This window comes from Synechococcus sp. MU1617, from assembly GCF_020514235.1.
GTDB lineage: Bacteria > Cyanobacteriota > Cyanobacteriia > PCC-6307 > Cyanobiaceae > Parasynechococcus.
In genome coordinates this window covers 491,576-507,742 of record NZ_VTLB01000001.1, presented here as the reverse complement: position 1 = coordinate 507,742, position 16,167 = coordinate 491,576, and the positions used below count along the sequence as shown (strand labels likewise).

Genomic DNA, 16,167 nt, shown 5'->3' with positions numbered 1-16,167 from the left:
CCATGCCCCGTTTGACTCCCGACCAGTTGCTGCAGGAGCTCACCGGTGCTGAAGACCTGCTGATCGTGCAGGACCTGGACGGCGTTTGCATGCAACTGGTGAAGGATCCGCTGACGCGGTGCATGGACCCGTCCTATGTGGAATCCGTCGCTGCCCTGGACGGCCAATTCGCTGTGTTGACCAATGGTGAGCACGAAGGCCGGCGTGGGGTGAACCGCCTTGTGGAGCAGGCCCTCGGGGATCCGGATCTCCCCAAACGCGAGGGTCGGTATCTGCCGGGGCTGGCGGCTGGAGGGGTGCAGTTGCAGGATCGCTTCGGCGAGCTGAGCCACCCCGGCGTTTCTCCGGAGGAGATGGCTTTCCTCGCTGCAGCCCCCACCCGGATGGAAGCCCTGCTGATGGAGCGGCTGCCGGCTCTGCTGCCGCAGGTGGGTGTTGATGATCTGGCCGTGGTGGCCAAAGCCGCGGTGTTGGACACCCAGGTCTCACCGACCATCAACCTCAACGGGATTTTTGCGCTCGTCTCCGCTGATATCACCACTCAGCAGGCTCTGCAGACGATGCTCTCTGAGCTGATGCAGCAGTTGCTTGCCGAGGCTGCAGACCAGGGATTGCAGGACTCGTTCTTCCTGCATGTGGCCCCCAACCTCGGCCGTGATGCGCAAGGCCAGGAACGGATCAAGCCCGCTGTTGCAGGGGATGTGGGAACCACCGACATCCAATTCATGCTCACCGGGTCCATCAAGGAGGCCGGACTTCTGGTGCTGCTCAATCAGCACATTCAGCGCCGTTGGGGGGAATCTCCCTTGGGTGAGACGTTCAATGTGAGAACGGCTCCCCACCACCACGAGGCGTTGTTGGCCTTGGTGAAGCAGTGCATCCCGGCGGAACGGATGCCGTTGCTGGTGGGTGTGGGTGACACGGTCACCTCCACGGCATCGGCTGATGGCACGGGCTGGATGCGTGGGGGGAGTGACCGCGGTTTCCTCAACCTGCTGCAGGACCTCGGTGCCTGGTGCGGCCAACCCAATCGCGTTGTTCTCGTCGACAGCAGTCATGGAGAAGTGGATCGCCCCAGTCATGCCGATGGGACATTGCAAGGCATCACCGATCCGGAGGACCCCCTGCGGATTGACGCTCTCATGCCTGACGGCCCGGAGCAGTACATCGCCTGGTTCCGTCAGCTCTCTGATCGTCGCCGTGTGGGTTGATCAGCTGCTCTGCCGCTGGGGTATCCGTTTCTCCCGCCTGGATGCGTTCTGTCTGGAAGAATCAGCCTCATTCGAAGTGAGCCGGTGACTGTTGTTGAGAGTGTTTTCCCGCCCCTGAAGCGCGGACTGCTCACAACGTTGCAGGTGAATCTCGGCTACCGCTGCAACCAGAGCTGCGCCCATTGCCATGTGAATGCAGGCCCGACCCGCACCGAGATGATGAGTGCGGATCTTCTGGCCTTGATTCCGCAGATCCTTGAGCGGCATTCCATCTCCTGCCTTGATCTCACGGGGGGAGCACCGGAGTTGCATCCAGGCTTTCGTGGCTTGGTGCGCCAGGCACGCTCACGCGGCACCGCCGTGATTGACCGCTGCAACCTCACGATCCTCAGTGAACCCGGCCAGGAGGACCTGGCTGACTTCCTGGCGGAGCAGGGGGTTTGCATCACCGCCTCCTTGCCCTGTTACAGCGCCGAGAACGTTGACCAACAAAGGGGCGATGGGGTGTTTGAGCGCAGCATCAGCGGGCTGCGCCAGCTCAATGCCCTGGGCTATGGAACGGGCGATCCAAACCGGCAGCTGGATCTCGTTTACAACCCGCTGGGTCCGGTTCTGCCTCCTCCCCAGCAGGCCTTGGAGGCGGATTACAAGAACGCCTTAGGTGGGTTGGGAATTCGCTTTGATCGTCTGCTCACGTTGGCGAACATGCCCATTCAACGTTTCGCCAAGCAACTGGAACGCAGTGGCGACTTGCAGCGCTATCAGGCCCTTCTTGAGGATTCGCACAACCCGGACAATCTCGGGGCTGTGATGTGTCGCCAGCTGATCAGTGTGGATTGGCAGGGCCATCTCTACGACTGTGATTTCAATCAACAGCTCGGCTTGCCCTGCCCCGGTGAGGTGCGTCACCTTCGTGATCTGATCTGCCTTGAGACCGTTCCGGTGGATCAGCCCATCCACACGGCCCCGCATTGTTTTGGCTGCACGGCTGGCGCCGGGTCCAGTTGTGGCGGCGCGCTTCAGGGTTGATCGGCGCGTTATGGGCATAGTGGGTGAATCTGTTATGAGGCCAGTCCGTTGCAACGCATTTGTTTCGCTATTGCTGCGTTGATCTTGTCTGCGACTTCGGCCATGGCTGGAAGCCATGGAAAGCCCAAGCAGGCCATGTTCAACACGAAGGCTGAGGCCGAAGCGGCTGCTCCGGGGTTCGGCTGCAAGGGTGCCCATCAGATGGGAGAGATGTGGATGGTCTGCGACAAGCACGGTGAGATGGATCACAAGGGGTCCCACTGATTCATGAGTGAAGGAGGACACTGCGGCAGCAAGCCGAAGCGGATCGCAATTGGCGTCGCTCCCCTGGGCACCATCTCCATCGGCATCGTGCCGATGGGGGTGATCTGCATCGGCATCGTCCCAATGGGGGTCGTTTCGATTGGTGTGGTGGCGATGGGCGTAATCAATGCCGCCATCGTCGGGATGGGATTGGTAGCTGTCGGTGTGAACACCATGGGGGTGATCACCGCCGGCCCGATGAGCATGGGGTTGATTCAGATTCGCTCCACCACCAATCCCCGCTATCTGGCCTATCCCAGTCGCGCCGAGGCAGAGGAACAGGCTCGTCAATTGGGTTGTGAGGGTGTGCATCGCATGGGCGATCGCTACTGGATGCCCTGCAACGAGCATCCTCAGTAAGCAGCCCGCGCGCTTGCTTCACAAAAGCTTCGGAAGACTTCTGTTGCTCACGCCTTTTCAGTGGCCCTGGTGGTGGCTTCAGTGTGCGAAACAGGGCGCATCTGATGTCACCATCGTCGCCACGCCAACGTCTTCAAACCCTGCTCAGTGCCCGATGGTTGGAAATGGGTGAAGTGTCGTTGATGCATCACCGCCAGGTTCAGATCTTGCTGAACACCTTGAGACGCGAAAAAGAACTGGTGTCTGTGCAGCTGATTGACCTTCTGGTGGCTGATCTCTACGACAAGGAATTTCGCGCCGAATGATTCAGGTGTTGCGATCTACCCCTGACATTTGGGGCAGATCGCACGCACGTTCAGGCTCGACTCAATCAACTGAAAACCAACATGGGCGGCGGCAGTAGCTCCTGCTGCCAGCACGGGTTCACTTTCGAATTCCTCGGTGCGGCCGCAGCGGATGCACACCACATGGTGATGTTGGCGGTGATCGTCAACGGCAAGCTCGAAGCGTCGACCCCCTTCACTGAGCTCCAGCTCCTGGAGCAGACCCATGTCGGCCAGCAAGCGCAGGGTGCGATACACGGTTGCCAGAGACACCTTCATCTCAAGTGCTGCCAGCTGCTGGTGCACCTCTTCGGCACTGAGGTGGCAGCCCGACCCAATGCGTTCGAACAGCTCAAGAACCCGTTTGCGTTGCGGGGTCAGGCGGCGCCCGTCCTGATGCAGCCCCTGCTGCAGGGTGATGTCCGTGGCGGCAGGTGCGGAGGACGATGTCACAGCTTCTCCTCGCTCATTCTCAAGAGTAGGCCTTAATGAGAGTCCTGTCTCGCCCTCAGGATCAGGACCCTGGTCGGATCCCATCGGTTGCCGATGAGAGAGATGAATGTTGGTGATAGCGTCCGCCGGCGCTGTCGTTCTGGTCGATGGAAACCCACGTCCTCACCTTCACCATTACCAAGTCATTTGCTGAATGGGTCGCCACCTATGACGCATCCCTGCCGCTTCAGAAAATCGCTGGCATCACCTCCCTCTACCGGGGAGTCAGCAAGGACGACCCCACCAAGGTCTGCGCGGTGATGCAAGCCGCTCCCGGGGTGATGGAGCAATTCATCGCCGATAACACTGACACGATCGCCGCTTCAGGACATGTGATTGAAAGCACCGTGAGTCAGGTTTTCGTCGCCAGCTGATGGCCTGGCGTCCTGCTCGGGCCTGGACCAGCCAAAGCCCGGTTTCCGGTTACCGCCATTTCGAGCTGATCACGCAAGGGGGAAGTGGTCCGCAGCGATGGGTCGAGTTGGCGGCTGTGCTGGCTCCGTCGCATCGCGAACGGGTTCTCTGGAGTGAGCTCAAGGATCCAACCCGCTGGAGCAGCGGCTGGCAGTCCATCCCTGAGAGCGATGAGGATTCTTCAACTCAGTGACCCACACCTGGTAGCCGCTGATCAGGGGCTGGTGCGGAGACGGCCGGCCCTTGCTCACTTTGAGCGAGCTCTTCAGGTTGGTGGCGCCATGAACCCCGATTTGGTGCTGGTGACGGGGGACCTTTGCCAGGACGAAAGCTGGGGTGGTTATGTCCGGCTGCGGCGGGCTTTGAGCCAACACGTGCGCTGCCCGGTTGCTCTGCTGCCCGGCAACCACGATCACCCGCTGCTTCTGGATGCTGTGCTGGGCAGGACGTGGGCAACAGCTCCCGCTGATTTGCTGGTGCAGGGCGTGAGAGTGCTGCTGCTGAGCAGCCATCGGGTGGGTTCAGCTGCCGGCGAGCTCGGCCCGCTTCAGCTTCGTTGGCTGGCGCAGCGCCTGCAGTGTTCTGAGCGCCGTGATCTGCCCCTGGTGGTCGCTCTTCATCATCCACCGATCGCCATCGGTGATGCCGGCATGGATGCGATCCGGCTCCTCGATCAGGCTTGTCTTGAGGAGCTGTTGCGTCCCCATCGGGCCCTGCAGGCGGTGCTCTTTGGACACATCCATCAGCATTGGCAGGGCTCCTGGGCAACGCGGCCTGACGTATTGCTGCTTGGATGCCCCTCCACGCTCAGCAGTTTCAAAGCGGTGCAGCCCTGCCCCCTGGGTCGTGCCGATGATCCTGGGGGAAGGCTGCTCGAGGTGACGCCTGAGGGAAACGTTCAACACCAGGTGCTGCGCTGGAGCAGCGTCTGAGCTCAGCCCATTCCCTTCTGCGCCTCTCGGAAGGCCTTGAGTTTGTCGATGTCCTTCTCTTCGTCGATGGAATAGTCCGTCAGGATCAAGGCCTTGCCGATGGTCCCCAGGGCGTACTCGATCCGGTCGAGATCACGGCGTCCGTCGTCATTCAGCCGTGCTGCACGAATCACCTCAGGGAGCAGTTGGTCGGCCAACTGCTCCAGTGCTGATGCGATCGCTTTGGCCTGCTGGAGCGGCTCGGAGTCACCCATGAATCCTGAACAGATGCAATCGGAAGACTCTGACAGTTCTCTTCAAAAGCCTTTGGCCGTGGGCCGCTGACTGGAGAGGGAGACGTTGCCCAGAGGTTGCTGTTGGGGGGCGGGCTGCTGCATTGCTGTTGGTGCAACACCCGGCGCTGCAACAACATTGAAGGCCAGCGACCAGCGTTCCCCATCGCCGCGGAAGGGCATCACGGAATGGGGTTGCCAGGCCGGGAACACGTAGAACTCACCGGGGACTGGCAGCACATAGTGCGCCATGCCGGTGCGGAACGACTGAATGTGCCAGTCTTCCGGACCGTGGAAGCAGAGTTGGCCATCAAAACTGTTGGCGTTGATCTGCGGTGGCACCTTCAGAAAGATCACTCCTGAAAAGCTGCCGCCATGGGTGTGGGTGGGGTTGTAGTCACCTGCGGTCTGGCAATTGAGCCAGAGATCAATCATCTGCAAGCGGTAGCGACCTGGAACCCAGGGGCCGCGACCCTGGGGAGGTTGACGGTCCATCACATGGCGGATCCAGCGATCACAGGCCGGCAGCAGGTGGTCGTTGCTGAGCTCCTGCACGCCGGGTTGATCAGGCCTTAGTTCGCGCTGCTGACGCAGCTGACCCGCCAGCTTCGACGATGCATCGGGGCTGGAATCAGGGTGGGCGAGAACGCTTTCGCTCAGCGCAGTCAGCTGCTGGAGTAGGGGATCCGGCAGGGTGCCCCGAAGGATGGAACGGGGAAACAGATCGAGAACGTCCACCACTGATTGGTCTGCTGCAGGCCATCGTGGCAGCCCCAAAGTGGGAGCACCGTTCATGCTGATCGTGATGCTGCGCCACGCCCTCCTGCTGCCTGCGCTGCTTGGAGGCTGCGTTGCAGCGGCGGCCTCTGATCTTCCTGGGCAACGGGGGCCAACGACAGCGCTGCTTCAGGGCGGGGAGCTGCAGCTCAGCACCCGCCGAACGGCCGAACTGTTCCCAGACGGCAACCGCATTTGGAAGGTTGAATTGCATCGCGGTGCGCGCTTGCTGGCCAGCTGGCCAGCAGCGAGTGGTGTGGCCGAGCGCCAGAGCGCTGATCGCCGCTGGAGCCCCGGCAACGCAGCCCCTTTGCCCGCCGGCAGATACAGCCTGGGGCCTCCTGAGCCGTGGGGGAATGACCTCTGGTTCGACCTGACCCCTCGCTTCGAGACCACCCGCAGTGCCCTTGGAATCCACCGCTGTTATCCCGGCACGGGCTGCATCTGCATTCCCAAGCGGGCTGACATCGACGCCCTCGCTAGTTGGGTCAGGGCCTCCGAAATTCGGACTCTGAAGGTGTTGAACTGAGGGGAAGCCTTGACGTGCAGCAGTCCCAGGTTCGGTCTCAAACGGAATTTGTGAATGTCGAAAAATCGTCGCCGTCTTCCCTGCAATCACGTTCTTTTCGGCTCATGATCCTTGGGTCAAGCCGCTAAGTGACTTGAAAGCCGGGCCGAGCGATGCCCGACGGGACCTGCGATTTGGCTTCGGCTTTGGCTGGGGTCAAATCCGTTCGTTCTTAAGAAAATTAGTTGTGTATCGCTGAATACCTATTCGTCCGTCAATGTACTTTCGTGGTCGAATCGCTCCGGTGGTGCATCACCGTCGACCACACAACATTCCTTGATCACGACACGTCTGGGTGGCCTGGAGCACCGACGTTCCTCCTAGAGCTCATTACAACAGGAGCAATCGATCGGCTTGATCGGATTCATGGACGTCAGCATCTGGATGATCGTCGGCTTCCTGCTGGCGGCCTATTCCGTGGTGGCGAACGACTCGCTCCAGACCCTCGGCACCTATCTCTCCTCCAACCGGAAACGCACGCCGAAGCCGGTGCAGATGCTGTTCATCTGCACGGTGACCTTTGGAGTTCTGCTGTTGGGTTGGTTCCTCAACAACGGTGATCCCACCTGGGGCCGGCTCAGTGTGCCTGGCAGGGAGTTTCCATGGCCCGAGCCCTTCACCTGGGTTTATGTGATTCCACCCCTCGCGGTTGTGGCCTTGACCCAGTGGGGAGCACCGGTGAGCACCTCGTTTCTGGTGTTGTCATCGTTCATGCCCGCCAACATCGGCATGCTGCTCAGCAGCTCTCTGACGGGGTACGGCCTCGCCTTCGGCGTCGGCCTTGCGGCCTATGGCCTGGGGTTGTGGTCGCTGGAGCGATGGGTGTTCTGCCGTTCCCAGGACGGCAAAGACCCCAACAAGCTTTGGTATGGCCTGCAGTGGTTCTCCACCGGGTTTCTCTGGTGCATGTGGTTGGTGCAGGACCTGGCCAACATTTTTGTGTTCTTGCCGCGCCACTTGCACCTCATCCCGATGCTCATCTGCACCCTGGTGCTTTGCGTGGGCCTTTGTGTTCTGGTGGCCACCGGGGGTGGGCCGATCCAGGCCGTGCTTCGCACCAAGACCAACAGTTCCGATCTGCGCTCGGCCACGCTTATCGACTTTTTGTTCGGTCTTTGCCTTCTCTACAAGGCATTCCTCTCCAGCTTCCCCCTCAGCACCACTTGGGTGTTTTTGGGCCTGATCGGCGGTCGTGAGTTGGCCTTGCGGATCAAGCAACAAGCATCAGACGTCGTGTTCATCAACCGGGAGGCGGGCAGTCTTACCAAGGTCATCGGTTCGGATCTCTGGAAAGCCGCCGTTGGCGTTGTGGTCAGTGTGGTGATCGCCCTCGGCATTCAGCCCCTCGCTCAGCTCACCGCAGGCTGACCCCTGTGGTCAGCGCCGTGATCCATAGCTAGGGCAGAGAGGGATGAGCCCCTCCATGGCACGTTGTGTTGTCTTGTCGCTGTTACTGCCCTGGTTGATGGGCGGGTCTGCCTTCGCCAGACCTGATCCACAGCTCAGTGCCAGGCAGACCATCCTCGAGGCGAACAGCCATCTGATTGCCGATGGCTGGCGTCCCGCCCCGGAAAAAACGCCTACGCCCGAAGAGCGGCACTGGGCATCTGTTGCGCTCGAAAGCCTCTCGGCTTGCTCTGGTACAGGCGTTGGCTTCTGCCGCTTTGATTACCGTCGAGATCTTCAGCGGCTGTCGGTGGTGACGGTGCCCAGCGAACCGGGTCGGCCCTCCGTTGGTCGTGTGGAGCGCTGGTGGTGATCAGGGGTTCAGCGGCTGCTCCCGCCAGAGCGTGTCCGCGCGCCAAAGCGTGCGTTGATGGGGATGTGGGCCGAGGTTAAGCCGCTCGACAGTGTCCACGTGGAGCCTCAGCACCACGAAATGCTTCGGCAGCGGCGCAGTCTCAGCGAGTTGTTCGGGGAACTCCCCCGTGGGGTCCAGCGGATCTGCCGGGGTGGGCCACCCCCAGACAGCCCGTCCCGTATCGGAGAGCTTTTGCCAACGCTGCTGGCAAAGCTCAGGTTGCTCGGAGGTGGTGATCAGCTCCACCTTCCCCCGTAGCCGGTACTGCTGGCGGGCTTTGGGGAACAACCAGCACAGTTCAGAAGCTCCATCGTTGGTGAGTTCCTTTACCTTCTCGCTGCGCTGATCGCTGAACAGTTCGAGCTGTTTGGCCCCCGCCCAGCCGCGGAACACCAGGGTCCGCACCCGGGGAGCACCATCGCGTCCTGTTGTGGCCAGTTGCACCCAGCGGGCGGCAATGGAGCGTCCCTCCCGCTGCATGGCCGCGCGCAGCAGAGGTCTCCAGGGGGGCATGGCCTCAGTGATGGCCTCAGAGATTCCCTCAGTCATGGAAGGTCGAACAAGCGAGCCTGCTCGGCAGCAGCACGCACCACGATGGCGTGACGCTGCACCAGGGGCGTGAGGGCGTCATAGCCGCCGCCGATCACCGTCGCAGTTGGAATCCTGCGGCGCAGACAGGCATCGAGCACGAGCCGATCTCGCATGTTCAATCCCTCATCGCTGAGGGAGAGTCGGCCGAGCCGATCATCGCGATGGGGATCGACGCCTGCGTTGAAGAGCACCAAATCCGGCACGATGGTGTCCAGGGCATCGGGCAACCGGTCGGCAATGGCGGCGAGATAGTCGTCATCGCTGGTGCCATCTGCGAGAGGGACGTCGAGATCCCCTTGCACTTTGCGCAGGGGGAAATTGCTGGCGGCATGCACCGAAAGAGTGGTCACCCTGGGGTCGTGTTGAAAGCAAGCTGCTGAACCATCCCCTTGGTGCACATCGAGATCCACGATCAGAATTCGCCGCACCTCTTCTGTTCCCAGCAACACCCGTGCGGCGACAGCACAGTCGTTGAAGATGCAGAAGCCGCTCCCGAAGCCGGGGTGGGCATGGTGGGTGCCACCCGCCAGATGGCAGGCCAGGCCTCGCTCCAGAGCGAGCCGTGCCGTCAAGAGGGTGCCGCCCACGGCGAGCCAGGTGCGCTGCACCAAAGGGCGTGTGGCCGGAAGCCCGATGCGACGTTGCTCTGGACGGGTCAGGCGATCACGGCTGAAGGCCTCGTGATAGGTGCGGGGATGAACGCTTTCCAGATCCTTGCGCGCGATGCTCAAGGGCCGATGCACCTGGTCGGCCTGCACCACTCCCTGTTCAAGCAGTAGTTGATGCAGCAGCCGAAACTTCGCCATCGGAAAGCGATGGGTGCTCGGCAGCGGCGCGGAGTAGTGCGGGTGGTAAACGACCGGAAGCGGCAAGGGGCTGTCTCACCCGGGATGGCTCCGCCCCATTCAAGGGTCAGGCAGGCTGTTGGTGCAGCAACCAGTCGTTGAAGCCACTGGTGTTCAGTTCGCTGATGCAGCTCTGCAGTTTGCGCAGATGGCCCTGCTTGATCTGGGTGAGCCGCTGCCCTTCCTGGGTTGTTGGCCCGACGCGGATTCGCTGCTGATTGAGCAGATCCATTTCGCGATCCAGATGCTCCATCAGGTTGAGCAGGGCGTAGCCCTGCTTGATTTCCTGCGCGTTGAGCTGCCTTGCGAAGTAACCCATCCGCCAGCCCTTAATGGTTGCTTAATTATCTCATCATGAGGCTTGCTGGTCTCGTTTGGGCCTTTGGTCCGCGTGTGAGGGGTGTCTTGTTCCCCAAATGAAGTGTGGTGGCAGCGACCTTGTGAAGCATGACCAGGTTGTGGCGAGGGCATGTCCAGGCGTAACTCGCGTGTTCAAGGAATCGCTGAGGCAGAACAACTTGGCGTCAGTTCGGAACAAGCTGGTCGATTGAGACGCAACGGGCCCAGCCGGCTGCTGGCAGCTCGGGGTTCTCACGATCAACAATTTTGTAGATCAGCTTGAAGTGGCAGAAGCCAGCGGCGTCTTTCATTGCTGGAACGTGAACACGGACCTCCGGCAGCGGTAGAAGAAACTCCGGCTTGGCTTGGGGCTTGGAATAAAACGCCGTGCCTGGCTTCACGGTGAAAACAGCTGCTTGTCCCGCTGGGACCAGCGTGCCCAAGAGCAATCCAGCCGTCAGGAATCGGCGCATTTGGCTCGTGGGTTGGTCTGGAGAAATTAAGAAGTGACCTTTCTGTCGTCAATGCAAGGCTGCTTGCTCAGCACGAACTGGGTAAGGTCCGCTGGACTGGTTGATAGGCATGGGCGATTACACAACAGCGATCTGGGTCACCATCGGTCTGACAGTCATCCTCACAGTTCCTGTCGTTTGGCAATTTTTGCAACCCAACGACGATGATTTCGGTGACCTCACCCGTAGAAAGTGAGCCAACACGACGCCGTCACCATCCGTTGCTGGCAATTGACGGGTGAAACAGCACTCGAGGACATGGTTCTCGGTGTCGATGAACGTGCTGTCCGTGATGGAATCAATGTGTTGTCGTCCGACGATTTTGATGCCTGTTTGGCCATCGTGGTCTGTCGCATGGGGCCCAATTTCTATGCCCATCTGTCGCAGGTGGCGGGGCATTACAAGGGAGATGCCAGTGGGATCTGGGACCGCAGTCGCGGCTCCGGTGCTCCCGAGGGAACGGCCTATGAGATCAAACCGGTCACTCGCATTCATCGTGTTCCTGAGGCGTTGATCGGCCCCGACTCCCCCGAGGGAATTGCTGTGTCCCATCGGGTTGCCGTCATGCACTATCTGCTCGATATGGGTTAGGCCATGCAACCCGTTGAAAATGTTTCGAACTATCCCCGTCCTCCCCTGATTGAGCTGGTGTCCGGTTCTGTCGAGATCTGGATTGCAGGACAGGCAATCGCCCAGGATCAGCGCTACGTGCGGGTGTGTGAAACCTTTCACCCGCCCACGATTTATCTGCACCCTTCAGCATTTCGCCCCGGAACGCTCCACCCCTCAACGGGACGGCCTTCGTTCTGTGAATGGAAAGGAGTGGCGTCCTATTGGGATGTGAGTGCTGTTGATGGCACCGATCGCCGTATTCGCGCGGGGTGGAGTTACTCCAATCCAACGCAAGCCTTTTCTCTCTTGGCAGGGTGGATCAGCGTTTATCCCCGCCGCGTTGATACCTGCATGTTGGAAGAAGAGATGGTTCTGGCGCAGCCAGGCGAGTTTTATGGCGGCTGGATCAGCCCATGGATCCAAGGTCCCTTCAAGGGGGATCCCAACCATCCCGAGTTGATTTGAGGTTGTTGGAGTGAGTTGAAACAATCCAACTCACGAATCAGAGGTTTATGTCTTCGTCTTCTGCAGGGTTGAGTGGCCCGTCAGTTCTTGAGACGGTGGTAGGGAGCTGCTGAGGACTCCAGCTTGGCGTGGGCCTTGTCTGCCTTCCTCAGAATCTTTTGCGCTTCTTCGCGGGTCTGGCACTCCTCAGCTGCGAGCTGGAGGGACTCGAGACGTGAATGGGCGGTGCTTGTCTTCATCGCTTCATAACCAATTCATAACCTTTTATCGCAAAACGCCTGGAACATCAAGCATTTTGGCCGAAAAAGATGTTCGTAAGAGCCTCGGTCAAGGGATGGGTGAGTGCAGGCTTGCAACTGCAGTCCCAGAGCATCCCCTCAGCAGTTGACCGGTTCAGTTGCAGCCGAACACGCCAAAGGTGATCTGACTGACGATCCCGTGCCCTGTCAGGGCTTCCGTCAGCAGGCCCACCACAAAGCCGATCATTGCGGTGCGGCCATTGAGGAGCTCTGCTTTCGCGAAACGCTCACTGCGGATTTGAGCTGCTGCAGCGCTTTGGAACCAGTCGTCATTGGGAGTTGAAGTAGCCATCTTTCGTTGAAATCTTTCGAAATGTTAAGCCTTGCGTAACGGTTTGTAAATGGAGTCGAGGTTCGGCTCCCTAAGAAGCGTCACCAACTACGGCCAAGCAGCTCGGTCCGGTGGCAGACCGGAGGTAGGTGCATTCGCCCCAGTCATGTCAACGTCACGAAACCGAGCTCACGAGCGCTTCTCCTCCCGTCGAATCGACCAGGAGCTTCAGGGAGCCCAAGACGCCTTGATTGCCTTTGATGGATACGGCACCAACGGGCCGATGCTGCATGCCTCGGTATTGCAGCGACCAGCTGGTCGACGTTCAGGCACCTGGTTCGACAGGCTGTTTGCGCAGTTCCATCAACTCTTGGCTGGGTTCAGCCAACGGGGTTGAGTAAAGAGGTTTGGCGAACACCGCGTTCTCGAGCCCTTCGTTGAAGGGATCCGATGGCCAAGTGGTGAAGTTCCTCTGGATTCAATGGACGCACTGCAGACATCAGTGCGTCATCAGTCCAATAGTCGGGGCTGTCGAGAACTCCCAAGCGCAATGGGCAGGATGGGCCAGAAATCATGGCTTCTCCCTTAAGGATGTCTTCATCATGAAGCATCGCAATCCCGAGGTTTTTTGACCTCTTGCTCCAGATTTAGTGTCTCCTCAGAAGCAGGCTTCTATTGGCTGTAGCAGTGCTGCTTGCCTGAACTGGCTTCTTTACGCATGTTCACCAGAGTCTTAAGTGAGTGTTGACGTCCACTACATGTGGTGTCTGCTGGGTATTATTTTTTTATTGCATCAAAGATTGGTGCAGATCGCCGGGTGATGGGGATTGCCTTGGCTATGTAGACCGCCCCAAGCATGGGGCGGTTTTTTGTCTGCACCGAACGATTTATACCCTTGGTGTCTTGTGGATCAAGCCCGCTGCGGTTGGATTAGGTCAGCTGTGCATCTGCACCTGTAACCCTTGCCTTGGTGAGGGCTAAGACGGAGGTAGAGCGAATTGCTTACAACAACACTGCGGTGATCAGGGCTGATCAGGAAGTGCAATGAGCATTTGTTCAGTGGGTTGGGTTCGGTTGTGAGTCACTAAGAAGGATGTAGGTTCTCAATAAATTCAGACCAGCGGCCAGGTATAGAAGAAACTCTGCCCACTCCTGATCGATATTAATCACCACTTCTGTTCCCGATTCTGTCGCCACAAAATAAGACAGAAATGCGGCGCAGAAGAAGAGAGGCCAGAAGTATCTCGGTATGAAGAAGTTGCTGTTGGCAATCCGATTTCCATTAAGAGGGTTTGTGCGTATCCATCGGATTGAAGGTCGCCACAGGACGAGCACCAAAAGTACGATTGAGACCAAGAAAAGATTGAGGTCGAGGTGGCTCTGGAAGAACTCAAGGTTATGGAGCGTTGTCTGGTTTTGGGCGTTTACCGCAGCGATGTTTTCAGGTGTTTTCCAGCCGAATAGGATTTGCCCCCAGGCAATCTCCTCGAGGCCAACAAACAGCATGGTCAAAGAAATGATCGCGTAAACCACTGAAGGCAGGCGCATGGACAAGCGCTTGCGTAGATCTTTGGAGATGAGCCACGATATCCAGGCGGATGTGAAAAGAATTAGGGCTTGCAAATACTCCAGAATTCCTCCTTCGCCAAGCAGACGCTTGTAGCGATAAATGTCCTGAACAGAAAGTTTCAGTAAAACAACGCAGCCCATGATGAATGAGGCGAGGGCAAGCATCAGAAAGGCTCGTTGAGCTCGTGCTGAAGGACTCTTTTCTGCCAGCAGTGTTGTTATGAATGCTGAGTTTCGAAAAATTCGTCCTCCTGCAACCAAAATCAAGCCAGCGGTACCCAGTTGCAACTCAGGCCAAGGGGAAGCATCCACCCAAAAAGCGCTGATGAATTTATAAAGAGAGACGCCGAGAACAACGACTCCAAACCACACACAGACCTGGCCGCAGATGCGCTGCACCGTCTCCTGCCTCATCAAGCTCTCTGATCGGCTCTTTTCTGAGGACGGGTGACCCTCAAAGCCATGCGTTAGGGGGTGATTCACGAAGCAGCCTTCTCGTTAAGAGGAGGTTATGACGCGATCTCTTTGATTGGTGCAGGAGGCATGAGGATTCTTATCCGGTCAAGCAGACACCTCAGGGCAACGTCCTGGTCGGACCAGGCGGATCCCTCTTGAAGGGTGGGAACTTAACCGGCCATTCTCGCTTGCTGAATCGATTCAAAATCGATTCCCATCACCTTGGTCAGATAAAGGTATCCGCCCCAAGCGACAACGTTGAGGCCTAGGGCCCAGAGATAGAGCGTTCGTCTGGCTTGGGTTGAGTCTTCGCTCATCGGTTATTTCCGGTTCAACAAACACCAGGCACCATAGAAGGCCAGGCCGAGCAGGATCCATGGAAAGATTGCGCGCAGCAGTGTTAATCCAATCAGAACAACCACAAGTGTGATTGCAGATCGTTTCACCATGGTTTTGCTGCTGTCAGTCATGTACTGCCAGCGGGGAATCAAGGCCATAACAACAACGATGCTGAACAGCGTTCTAGGGGACTTGGCTGAGATTGCCAACCTCCATCCCAAAGCGGTTTGTTCGCCATTTGATGTGTTGGTTTGACGACTGCTAAGTCGCTATCTTTGCCCTTGCTTGATTGGTTTGTGGCTTCAGCAATCGTATTCCAGATGAGACTTCTGCTCACGCTTGTCAAGATTGGCCTCTTTCATCTGTGATTCGTCGTAAGCCCAGTCGCTGTAGATCCTTGATTCTGGAAAGCTCCTTTTAAGACGAAGAGCAGTGATGCGCTGGCCAAGTAGATCGAACGACCATTTTGCTGCTGAAAGAACCTTGCCCATGACGCCTCTTTTCAACTCTTCCCATGTGATAGCCCATGGATGTCAATTGAACATTGGTGCATATGCTCATTGAGGCTGGGTTTGATTCAAGACTCCTCGACTGAATCATTGGCGTTTTCTTTCATGGCCTGTTGGCGTCGTCGTTGTACTTCACAGTTCCGGCACTCCTGTTGATCCAATCCAAAGAAATTTAGAGGTTTGATGTAACCGCAGCATCTGCATTGACGTCCTTGTGCAGGGGGAGCATCAAAAGCCATGGTGGTCACTCCTTGGTGTTGCTCGGGGTTTGCTTGATCCGATCAGATAACGCCTGAGGGGACCCTAGTCGCCCCTGCTTGATGCACTGGGGGCAACCGTTTCTCAAGCTTGAGTGCATGTGACCGCAGTTCGCACAACAAATCAGTGCCATGGCTTTCGTTGCTGATGCACCACGCTGATTGTTCAGATCGCATCAGGCATCGGTGTTTGTCCCTAGTGATCTCCTCGTGCTAGCGATGATCAGGATTGATCAAAGATCTTTTGCAGTGCGGTTCTCTTGGTCTGGAGTGAATTGGCCCTCATGGGCTTGCCAAGCGGTCTTGGCTGCCGAGGTCGATTCAAAAAAACCTTGCTGAGCCACCAGATCTGGAGCCCGACAAATGCGAGGGCGAGTAGTGCCAGTTCAGTTGCCCCTTGCATTAGTAGTGCTTGCCGCGGTTTTCGATCGCATCTGTTTTAAAGCACTCCAACTCTTCAGGGGTGTTCAATGGGGGTTTCTCCCGTTTGCCAGCCCATTTCAAAAGGAGTTGCAGCAGTCGTTTCATCCTTCAATTTTGCGCCATCACAGCCTTGGCACATCAGGTCATGACAACCTTGATTTTATTCGGTTCAGAATTATGTAACGCTATTGGGTTTAG

General features: G+C 58.1%; 28 protein-coding genes. 15 read left to right on the top strand and 13 right to left on the bottom strand.

The features are described from left to right. Positions 1-2: 2 nt before the first annotated feature. The 5 genes from stpA (at position 3) to FZZ90_RS02835 (ending at position 3,208) form a co-directional block, all read left to right on the top strand. Positions 3-1,211 carry a glucosylglycerol 3-phosphatase gene (gene stpA, locus FZZ90_RS02855; protein ID WP_226424244.1) on the top strand — a complete coding sequence of 403 codons (1,209 nt, stop codon included), beginning with the start codon at positions 3-5 and terminating at the stop codon, positions 1,209-1,211. 84 nt (positions 1,212-1,295) lie between these two features. Further along, on the top strand, positions 1,296-2,240 hold the full coding sequence (arsS, locus tag FZZ90_RS02850; protein ID WP_226424243.1) for an arsenosugar biosynthesis radical SAM (seleno)protein ArsS: 945 nt from the start codon (positions 1,296-1,298) through the stop codon (positions 2,238-2,240). 84 nt (positions 2,241-2,324) lie between these two features. Next, positions 2,325-2,504: a DUF3721 domain-containing protein gene (locus FZZ90_RS02845; RefSeq protein ID WP_226424242.1), complete on the top strand. Its 180-nt coding sequence runs from the start codon at positions 2,325-2,327 to the stop codon at positions 2,502-2,504. Positions 2,505-2,507: 3 nt separating this feature from the next. Continuing rightward, positions 2,508-2,903: a hypothetical protein gene (locus FZZ90_RS02840; protein ID WP_226424241.1), complete on the top strand. Its 396-nt coding sequence runs from the start codon at positions 2,508-2,510 to the stop codon at positions 2,901-2,903. A gap of 104 nt (positions 2,904-3,007) precedes the next feature. Beyond that, entirely contained in the window at positions 3,008-3,208 is a 201-nt protein-coding gene (locus FZZ90_RS02835) for a hypothetical protein (RefSeq protein ID WP_226399237.1), read from the top strand. Positions 3,209-3,223: 15 nt separating this feature from the next. On the opposite strand, the gene FZZ90_RS02830 is transcribed toward FZZ90_RS02835, so the two are convergent. After that, on the bottom strand, positions 3,224-3,679 hold the full coding sequence (locus FZZ90_RS02830; RefSeq protein WP_226424240.1) for a Fur family transcriptional regulator: 456 nt from the start codon (positions 3,677-3,679) through the stop codon (positions 3,224-3,226). 146 nt (positions 3,680-3,825) lie between these two features. Between FZZ90_RS02830 and FZZ90_RS02825 the strand changes: the two genes are divergently transcribed. From FZZ90_RS02825 to FZZ90_RS02815, 3 genes are read left to right on the top strand one after another with little or no spacing between them, the layout of a single operon-like run. Further along, positions 3,826-4,092 carry a DUF3764 family protein gene (locus tag FZZ90_RS02825; RefSeq protein ID WP_226424239.1) on the top strand — a complete coding sequence of 89 codons (267 nt, stop codon included), beginning with the start codon at positions 3,826-3,828 and terminating at the stop codon, positions 4,090-4,092. Beyond that, positions 4,092-4,325, top strand: a complete 234-nt coding sequence (locus FZZ90_RS02820; protein WP_226424238.1) for a TIGR02450 family Trp-rich protein — start codon at positions 4,092-4,094, stop codon at positions 4,323-4,325. Before FZZ90_RS02825 ends, FZZ90_RS02820 begins: the two co-directional genes overlap by 1 nt. Next, positions 4,303-5,064, top strand: a complete 762-nt coding sequence (locus FZZ90_RS02815) for a metallophosphoesterase (protein WP_226424237.1) — start codon at positions 4,303-4,305, stop codon at positions 5,062-5,064. Before FZZ90_RS02820 ends, FZZ90_RS02815 begins: the two co-directional genes overlap by 23 nt. A 2-nt stretch (positions 5,065-5,066) precedes the next feature. Here the strand turns inward: FZZ90_RS02815 and FZZ90_RS02810 are convergent, their stop codons facing one another. Next, the gene (locus tag FZZ90_RS02810; RefSeq protein ID WP_226424236.1) at positions 5,067-5,318 is read right to left on the bottom strand and encodes a hypothetical protein; all 252 of its coding nucleotides are present in this window, start codon (positions 5,316-5,318) and stop codon (positions 5,067-5,069) included. Between the two features lie 42 nt (positions 5,319-5,360). After that, complete coding sequence (locus FZZ90_RS02805) at positions 5,361-6,074, bottom strand: putative 2OG-Fe(II) oxygenase (protein WP_226424235.1); 714 nt, start codon at positions 6,072-6,074, stop codon at positions 5,361-5,363. 40 nt (positions 6,075-6,114) lie between these two features. Between FZZ90_RS02805 and FZZ90_RS02800 the strand changes: the two genes are divergently transcribed. From FZZ90_RS02800 to FZZ90_RS02790, 3 genes are all read left to right on the top strand, one after another. Continuing rightward, complete coding sequence (locus tag FZZ90_RS02800; RefSeq protein WP_370631014.1) at positions 6,115-6,642, top strand: hypothetical protein; 528 nt, start codon at positions 6,115-6,117, stop codon at positions 6,640-6,642. A 405-nt stretch (positions 6,643-7,047) separates the two neighbouring features. Further along, positions 7,048-8,049, top strand: coding sequence for a hypothetical protein (locus FZZ90_RS02795; RefSeq protein WP_226424234.1), 1,002 nt, complete (start codon positions 7,048-7,050; stop codon positions 8,047-8,049). A gap of 55 nt (positions 8,050-8,104) precedes the next feature. Next, the gene (locus FZZ90_RS02790) at positions 8,105-8,440 is read left to right on the top strand and encodes a hypothetical protein (protein ID WP_226424233.1); all 336 of its coding nucleotides are present in this window, start codon (positions 8,105-8,107) and stop codon (positions 8,438-8,440) included. Here FZZ90_RS02790 and FZZ90_RS02785 read toward each other — a convergent pair whose 3' ends face one another. The 4 genes from FZZ90_RS02785 to FZZ90_RS02770 all read right to left on the bottom strand — a co-directional run bounded on the left by FZZ90_RS02785 (position 8,441) and on the right by FZZ90_RS02770 (position 10,730). Further along, on the bottom strand, positions 8,441-9,031 hold the full coding sequence (locus FZZ90_RS02785) for a pyridoxamine 5'-phosphate oxidase family protein (RefSeq protein WP_226424232.1): 591 nt from the start codon (positions 9,029-9,031) through the stop codon (positions 8,441-8,443). Beyond that, positions 9,028-9,945 carry a histone deacetylase gene (locus FZZ90_RS02780; RefSeq protein ID WP_226424231.1) on the bottom strand — a complete coding sequence of 306 codons (918 nt, stop codon included), beginning with the start codon at positions 9,943-9,945 and terminating at the stop codon, positions 9,028-9,030. The genes FZZ90_RS02785 and FZZ90_RS02780 overlap by 4 nt, the downstream gene beginning before the upstream one ends. Positions 9,946-9,985: 40 nt before the next feature. Beyond that, positions 9,986-10,237 (bottom strand): hypothetical protein, encoded by a 252-nt coding sequence (locus FZZ90_RS02775; RefSeq protein ID WP_226424230.1) that lies wholly within the window; start codon positions 10,235-10,237, stop codon positions 9,986-9,988. Between the two features lie 205 nt (positions 10,238-10,442). Then, positions 10,443-10,730, bottom strand: a complete 288-nt coding sequence (locus FZZ90_RS02770; protein WP_226424229.1) for a hypothetical protein — start codon at positions 10,728-10,730, stop codon at positions 10,443-10,445. Between the two features lie 109 nt (positions 10,731-10,839). On the opposite strand from FZZ90_RS02770, the gene FZZ90_RS12800 reads away from it, so the two are divergent. From FZZ90_RS12800 to FZZ90_RS02760, 3 genes are read left to right on the top strand one after another with little or no spacing between them, the layout of a single operon-like run. Continuing rightward, on the top strand, positions 10,840-10,965 hold the full coding sequence (locus FZZ90_RS12800; RefSeq protein WP_255613475.1) for a hypothetical protein: 126 nt from the start codon (positions 10,840-10,842) through the stop codon (positions 10,963-10,965). Continuing rightward, positions 10,962-11,360, top strand: a complete 399-nt coding sequence (locus FZZ90_RS02765) for a hypothetical protein (RefSeq protein WP_226424228.1) — start codon at positions 10,962-10,964, stop codon at positions 11,358-11,360. The genes FZZ90_RS12800 and FZZ90_RS02765 overlap by 4 nt, the downstream gene beginning before the upstream one ends. A gap of 3 nt (positions 11,361-11,363) precedes the next feature. Then, positions 11,364-11,846 (top strand): DUF427 domain-containing protein, encoded by a 483-nt coding sequence (locus FZZ90_RS02760; protein WP_226424227.1) that lies wholly within the window; start codon positions 11,364-11,366, stop codon positions 11,844-11,846. A gap of 80 nt (positions 11,847-11,926) precedes the next feature. Here FZZ90_RS02760 and FZZ90_RS02755 read toward each other — a convergent pair whose 3' ends face one another. After that, positions 11,927-12,085: a hypothetical protein gene (locus tag FZZ90_RS02755; RefSeq protein WP_226424226.1), complete on the bottom strand. Its 159-nt coding sequence runs from the start codon at positions 12,083-12,085 to the stop codon at positions 11,927-11,929. Between the two features lie 154 nt (positions 12,086-12,239). Continuing rightward, positions 12,240-12,437 carry a chlorophyll a/b-binding protein gene (locus FZZ90_RS02750; protein ID WP_226424225.1) on the bottom strand — a complete coding sequence of 66 codons (198 nt, stop codon included), beginning with the start codon at positions 12,435-12,437 and terminating at the stop codon, positions 12,240-12,242. Positions 12,438-12,582: 145 nt separating this feature from the next. On the opposite strand from FZZ90_RS02750, the gene FZZ90_RS02745 reads away from it, so the two are divergent. Then, a complete protein-coding gene (locus tag FZZ90_RS02745) occupies positions 12,583-12,813 on the top strand; it encodes a hypothetical protein (RefSeq protein ID WP_226424224.1) in 231 nt (76 codons plus the stop codon). 659 nt (positions 12,814-13,472) lie between these two features. Here FZZ90_RS02745 and FZZ90_RS02740 read toward each other — a convergent pair. From FZZ90_RS02740 to FZZ90_RS12795, 4 genes are all read right to left on the bottom strand, one after another. Next, positions 13,473-14,399, bottom strand: coding sequence for a pectate lyase (locus FZZ90_RS02740; protein WP_226424223.1), 927 nt, complete (start codon positions 14,397-14,399; stop codon positions 13,473-13,475). Positions 14,400-14,761: 362 nt separating this feature from the next. After that, positions 14,762-14,938, bottom strand: coding sequence for a hypothetical protein (locus tag FZZ90_RS02735; RefSeq protein ID WP_226424222.1), 177 nt, complete (start codon positions 14,936-14,938; stop codon positions 14,762-14,764). Positions 14,939-15,082: 144 nt separating this feature from the next. Next, entirely contained in the window at positions 15,083-15,271 is a 189-nt protein-coding gene (locus FZZ90_RS02730) for a hypothetical protein (protein ID WP_226424221.1), read from the bottom strand. 677 nt (positions 15,272-15,948) lie between these two features. Continuing rightward, on the bottom strand, positions 15,949-16,074 hold the full coding sequence (locus tag FZZ90_RS12795) for a hypothetical protein (protein ID WP_255613474.1): 126 nt from the start codon (positions 16,072-16,074) through the stop codon (positions 15,949-15,951). Between the last annotated feature and the right edge of the window lie 93 nt (positions 16,075-16,167).

Coding starts and splice junctions, on each gene's coding strand:
- FZZ90_RS02745 (WP_226424224.1), top strand. CDS start 12,583: ATGTCAACGTCACGAAACCGAGCTCACGAGCGCTTCTCCTCCCGTCGA.
- FZZ90_RS02740 (WP_226424223.1), bottom strand. CDS start 14,399: ATGAGGCAGGAGACGGTGCAGCGCATCTGCGGCCAGGTCTGTGTGTGG.
- FZZ90_RS02840 (WP_226424241.1), top strand. CDS start 2,508: ATGAGTGAAGGAGGACACTGCGGCAGCAAGCCGAAGCGGATCGCAATT.
- FZZ90_RS02760 (WP_226424227.1), top strand. CDS start 11,364: ATGCAACCCGTTGAAAATGTTTCGAACTATCCCCGTCCTCCCCTGATT.
- FZZ90_RS12795 (WP_255613474.1), bottom strand. CDS start 16,074: ATGAAACGACTGCTGCAACTCCTTTTGAAATGGGCTGGCAAACGGGAG.
- FZZ90_RS02750 (WP_226424225.1), bottom strand. CDS start 12,437: ATGGCTACTTCAACTCCCAATGACGACTGGTTCCAAAGCGCTGCAGCA.
- FZZ90_RS02770 (WP_226424229.1), bottom strand. CDS start 10,730: ATGCGCCGATTCCTGACGGCTGGATTGCTCTTGGGCACGCTGGTCCCA.
- FZZ90_RS12800 (WP_255613475.1), top strand. CDS start 10,840: ATGGGCGATTACACAACAGCGATCTGGGTCACCATCGGTCTGACAGTC.
- FZZ90_RS02755 (WP_226424226.1), bottom strand. CDS start 12,085: ATGAAGACAAGCACCGCCCATTCACGTCTCGAGTCCCTCCAGCTCGCA.
- FZZ90_RS02790 (WP_226424233.1), top strand. CDS start 8,105: ATGGCACGTTGTGTTGTCTTGTCGCTGTTACTGCCCTGGTTGATGGGC.
- FZZ90_RS02785 (WP_226424232.1), bottom strand. CDS start 9,031: ATGACTGAGGGAATCTCTGAGGCCATCACTGAGGCCATGCCCCCCTGG.
- FZZ90_RS02810 (WP_226424236.1), bottom strand. CDS start 5,318: ATGGGTGACTCCGAGCCGCTCCAGCAGGCCAAAGCGATCGCATCAGCA.
- FZZ90_RS02825 (WP_226424239.1), top strand. CDS start 3,826: ATGGAAACCCACGTCCTCACCTTCACCATTACCAAGTCATTTGCTGAA.
- FZZ90_RS02735 (WP_226424222.1), bottom strand. CDS start 14,938: ATGGCCTTGATTCCCCGCTGGCAGTACATGACTGACAGCAGCAAAACC.
- FZZ90_RS02795 (WP_226424234.1), top strand. CDS start 7,048: ATGGACGTCAGCATCTGGATGATCGTCGGCTTCCTGCTGGCGGCCTAT.
- FZZ90_RS02820 (WP_226424238.1), top strand. CDS start 4,092: ATGGCCTGGCGTCCTGCTCGGGCCTGGACCAGCCAAAGCCCGGTTTCC.
- FZZ90_RS02730 (WP_226424221.1), bottom strand. CDS start 15,271: ATGGGCAAGGTTCTTTCAGCAGCAAAATGGTCGTTCGATCTACTTGGC.
- FZZ90_RS02815 (WP_226424237.1), top strand. CDS start 4,303: ATGAGGATTCTTCAACTCAGTGACCCACACCTGGTAGCCGCTGATCAG.
- FZZ90_RS02775 (WP_226424230.1), bottom strand. CDS start 10,237: ATGGGTTACTTCGCAAGGCAGCTCAACGCGCAGGAAATCAAGCAGGGC.
- FZZ90_RS02835 (WP_226399237.1), top strand. CDS start 3,008: ATGTCACCATCGTCGCCACGCCAACGTCTTCAAACCCTGCTCAGTGCC.
- stpA (WP_226424244.1), top strand. CDS start 3: ATGCCCCGTTTGACTCCCGACCAGTTGCTGCAGGAGCTCACCGGTGCT.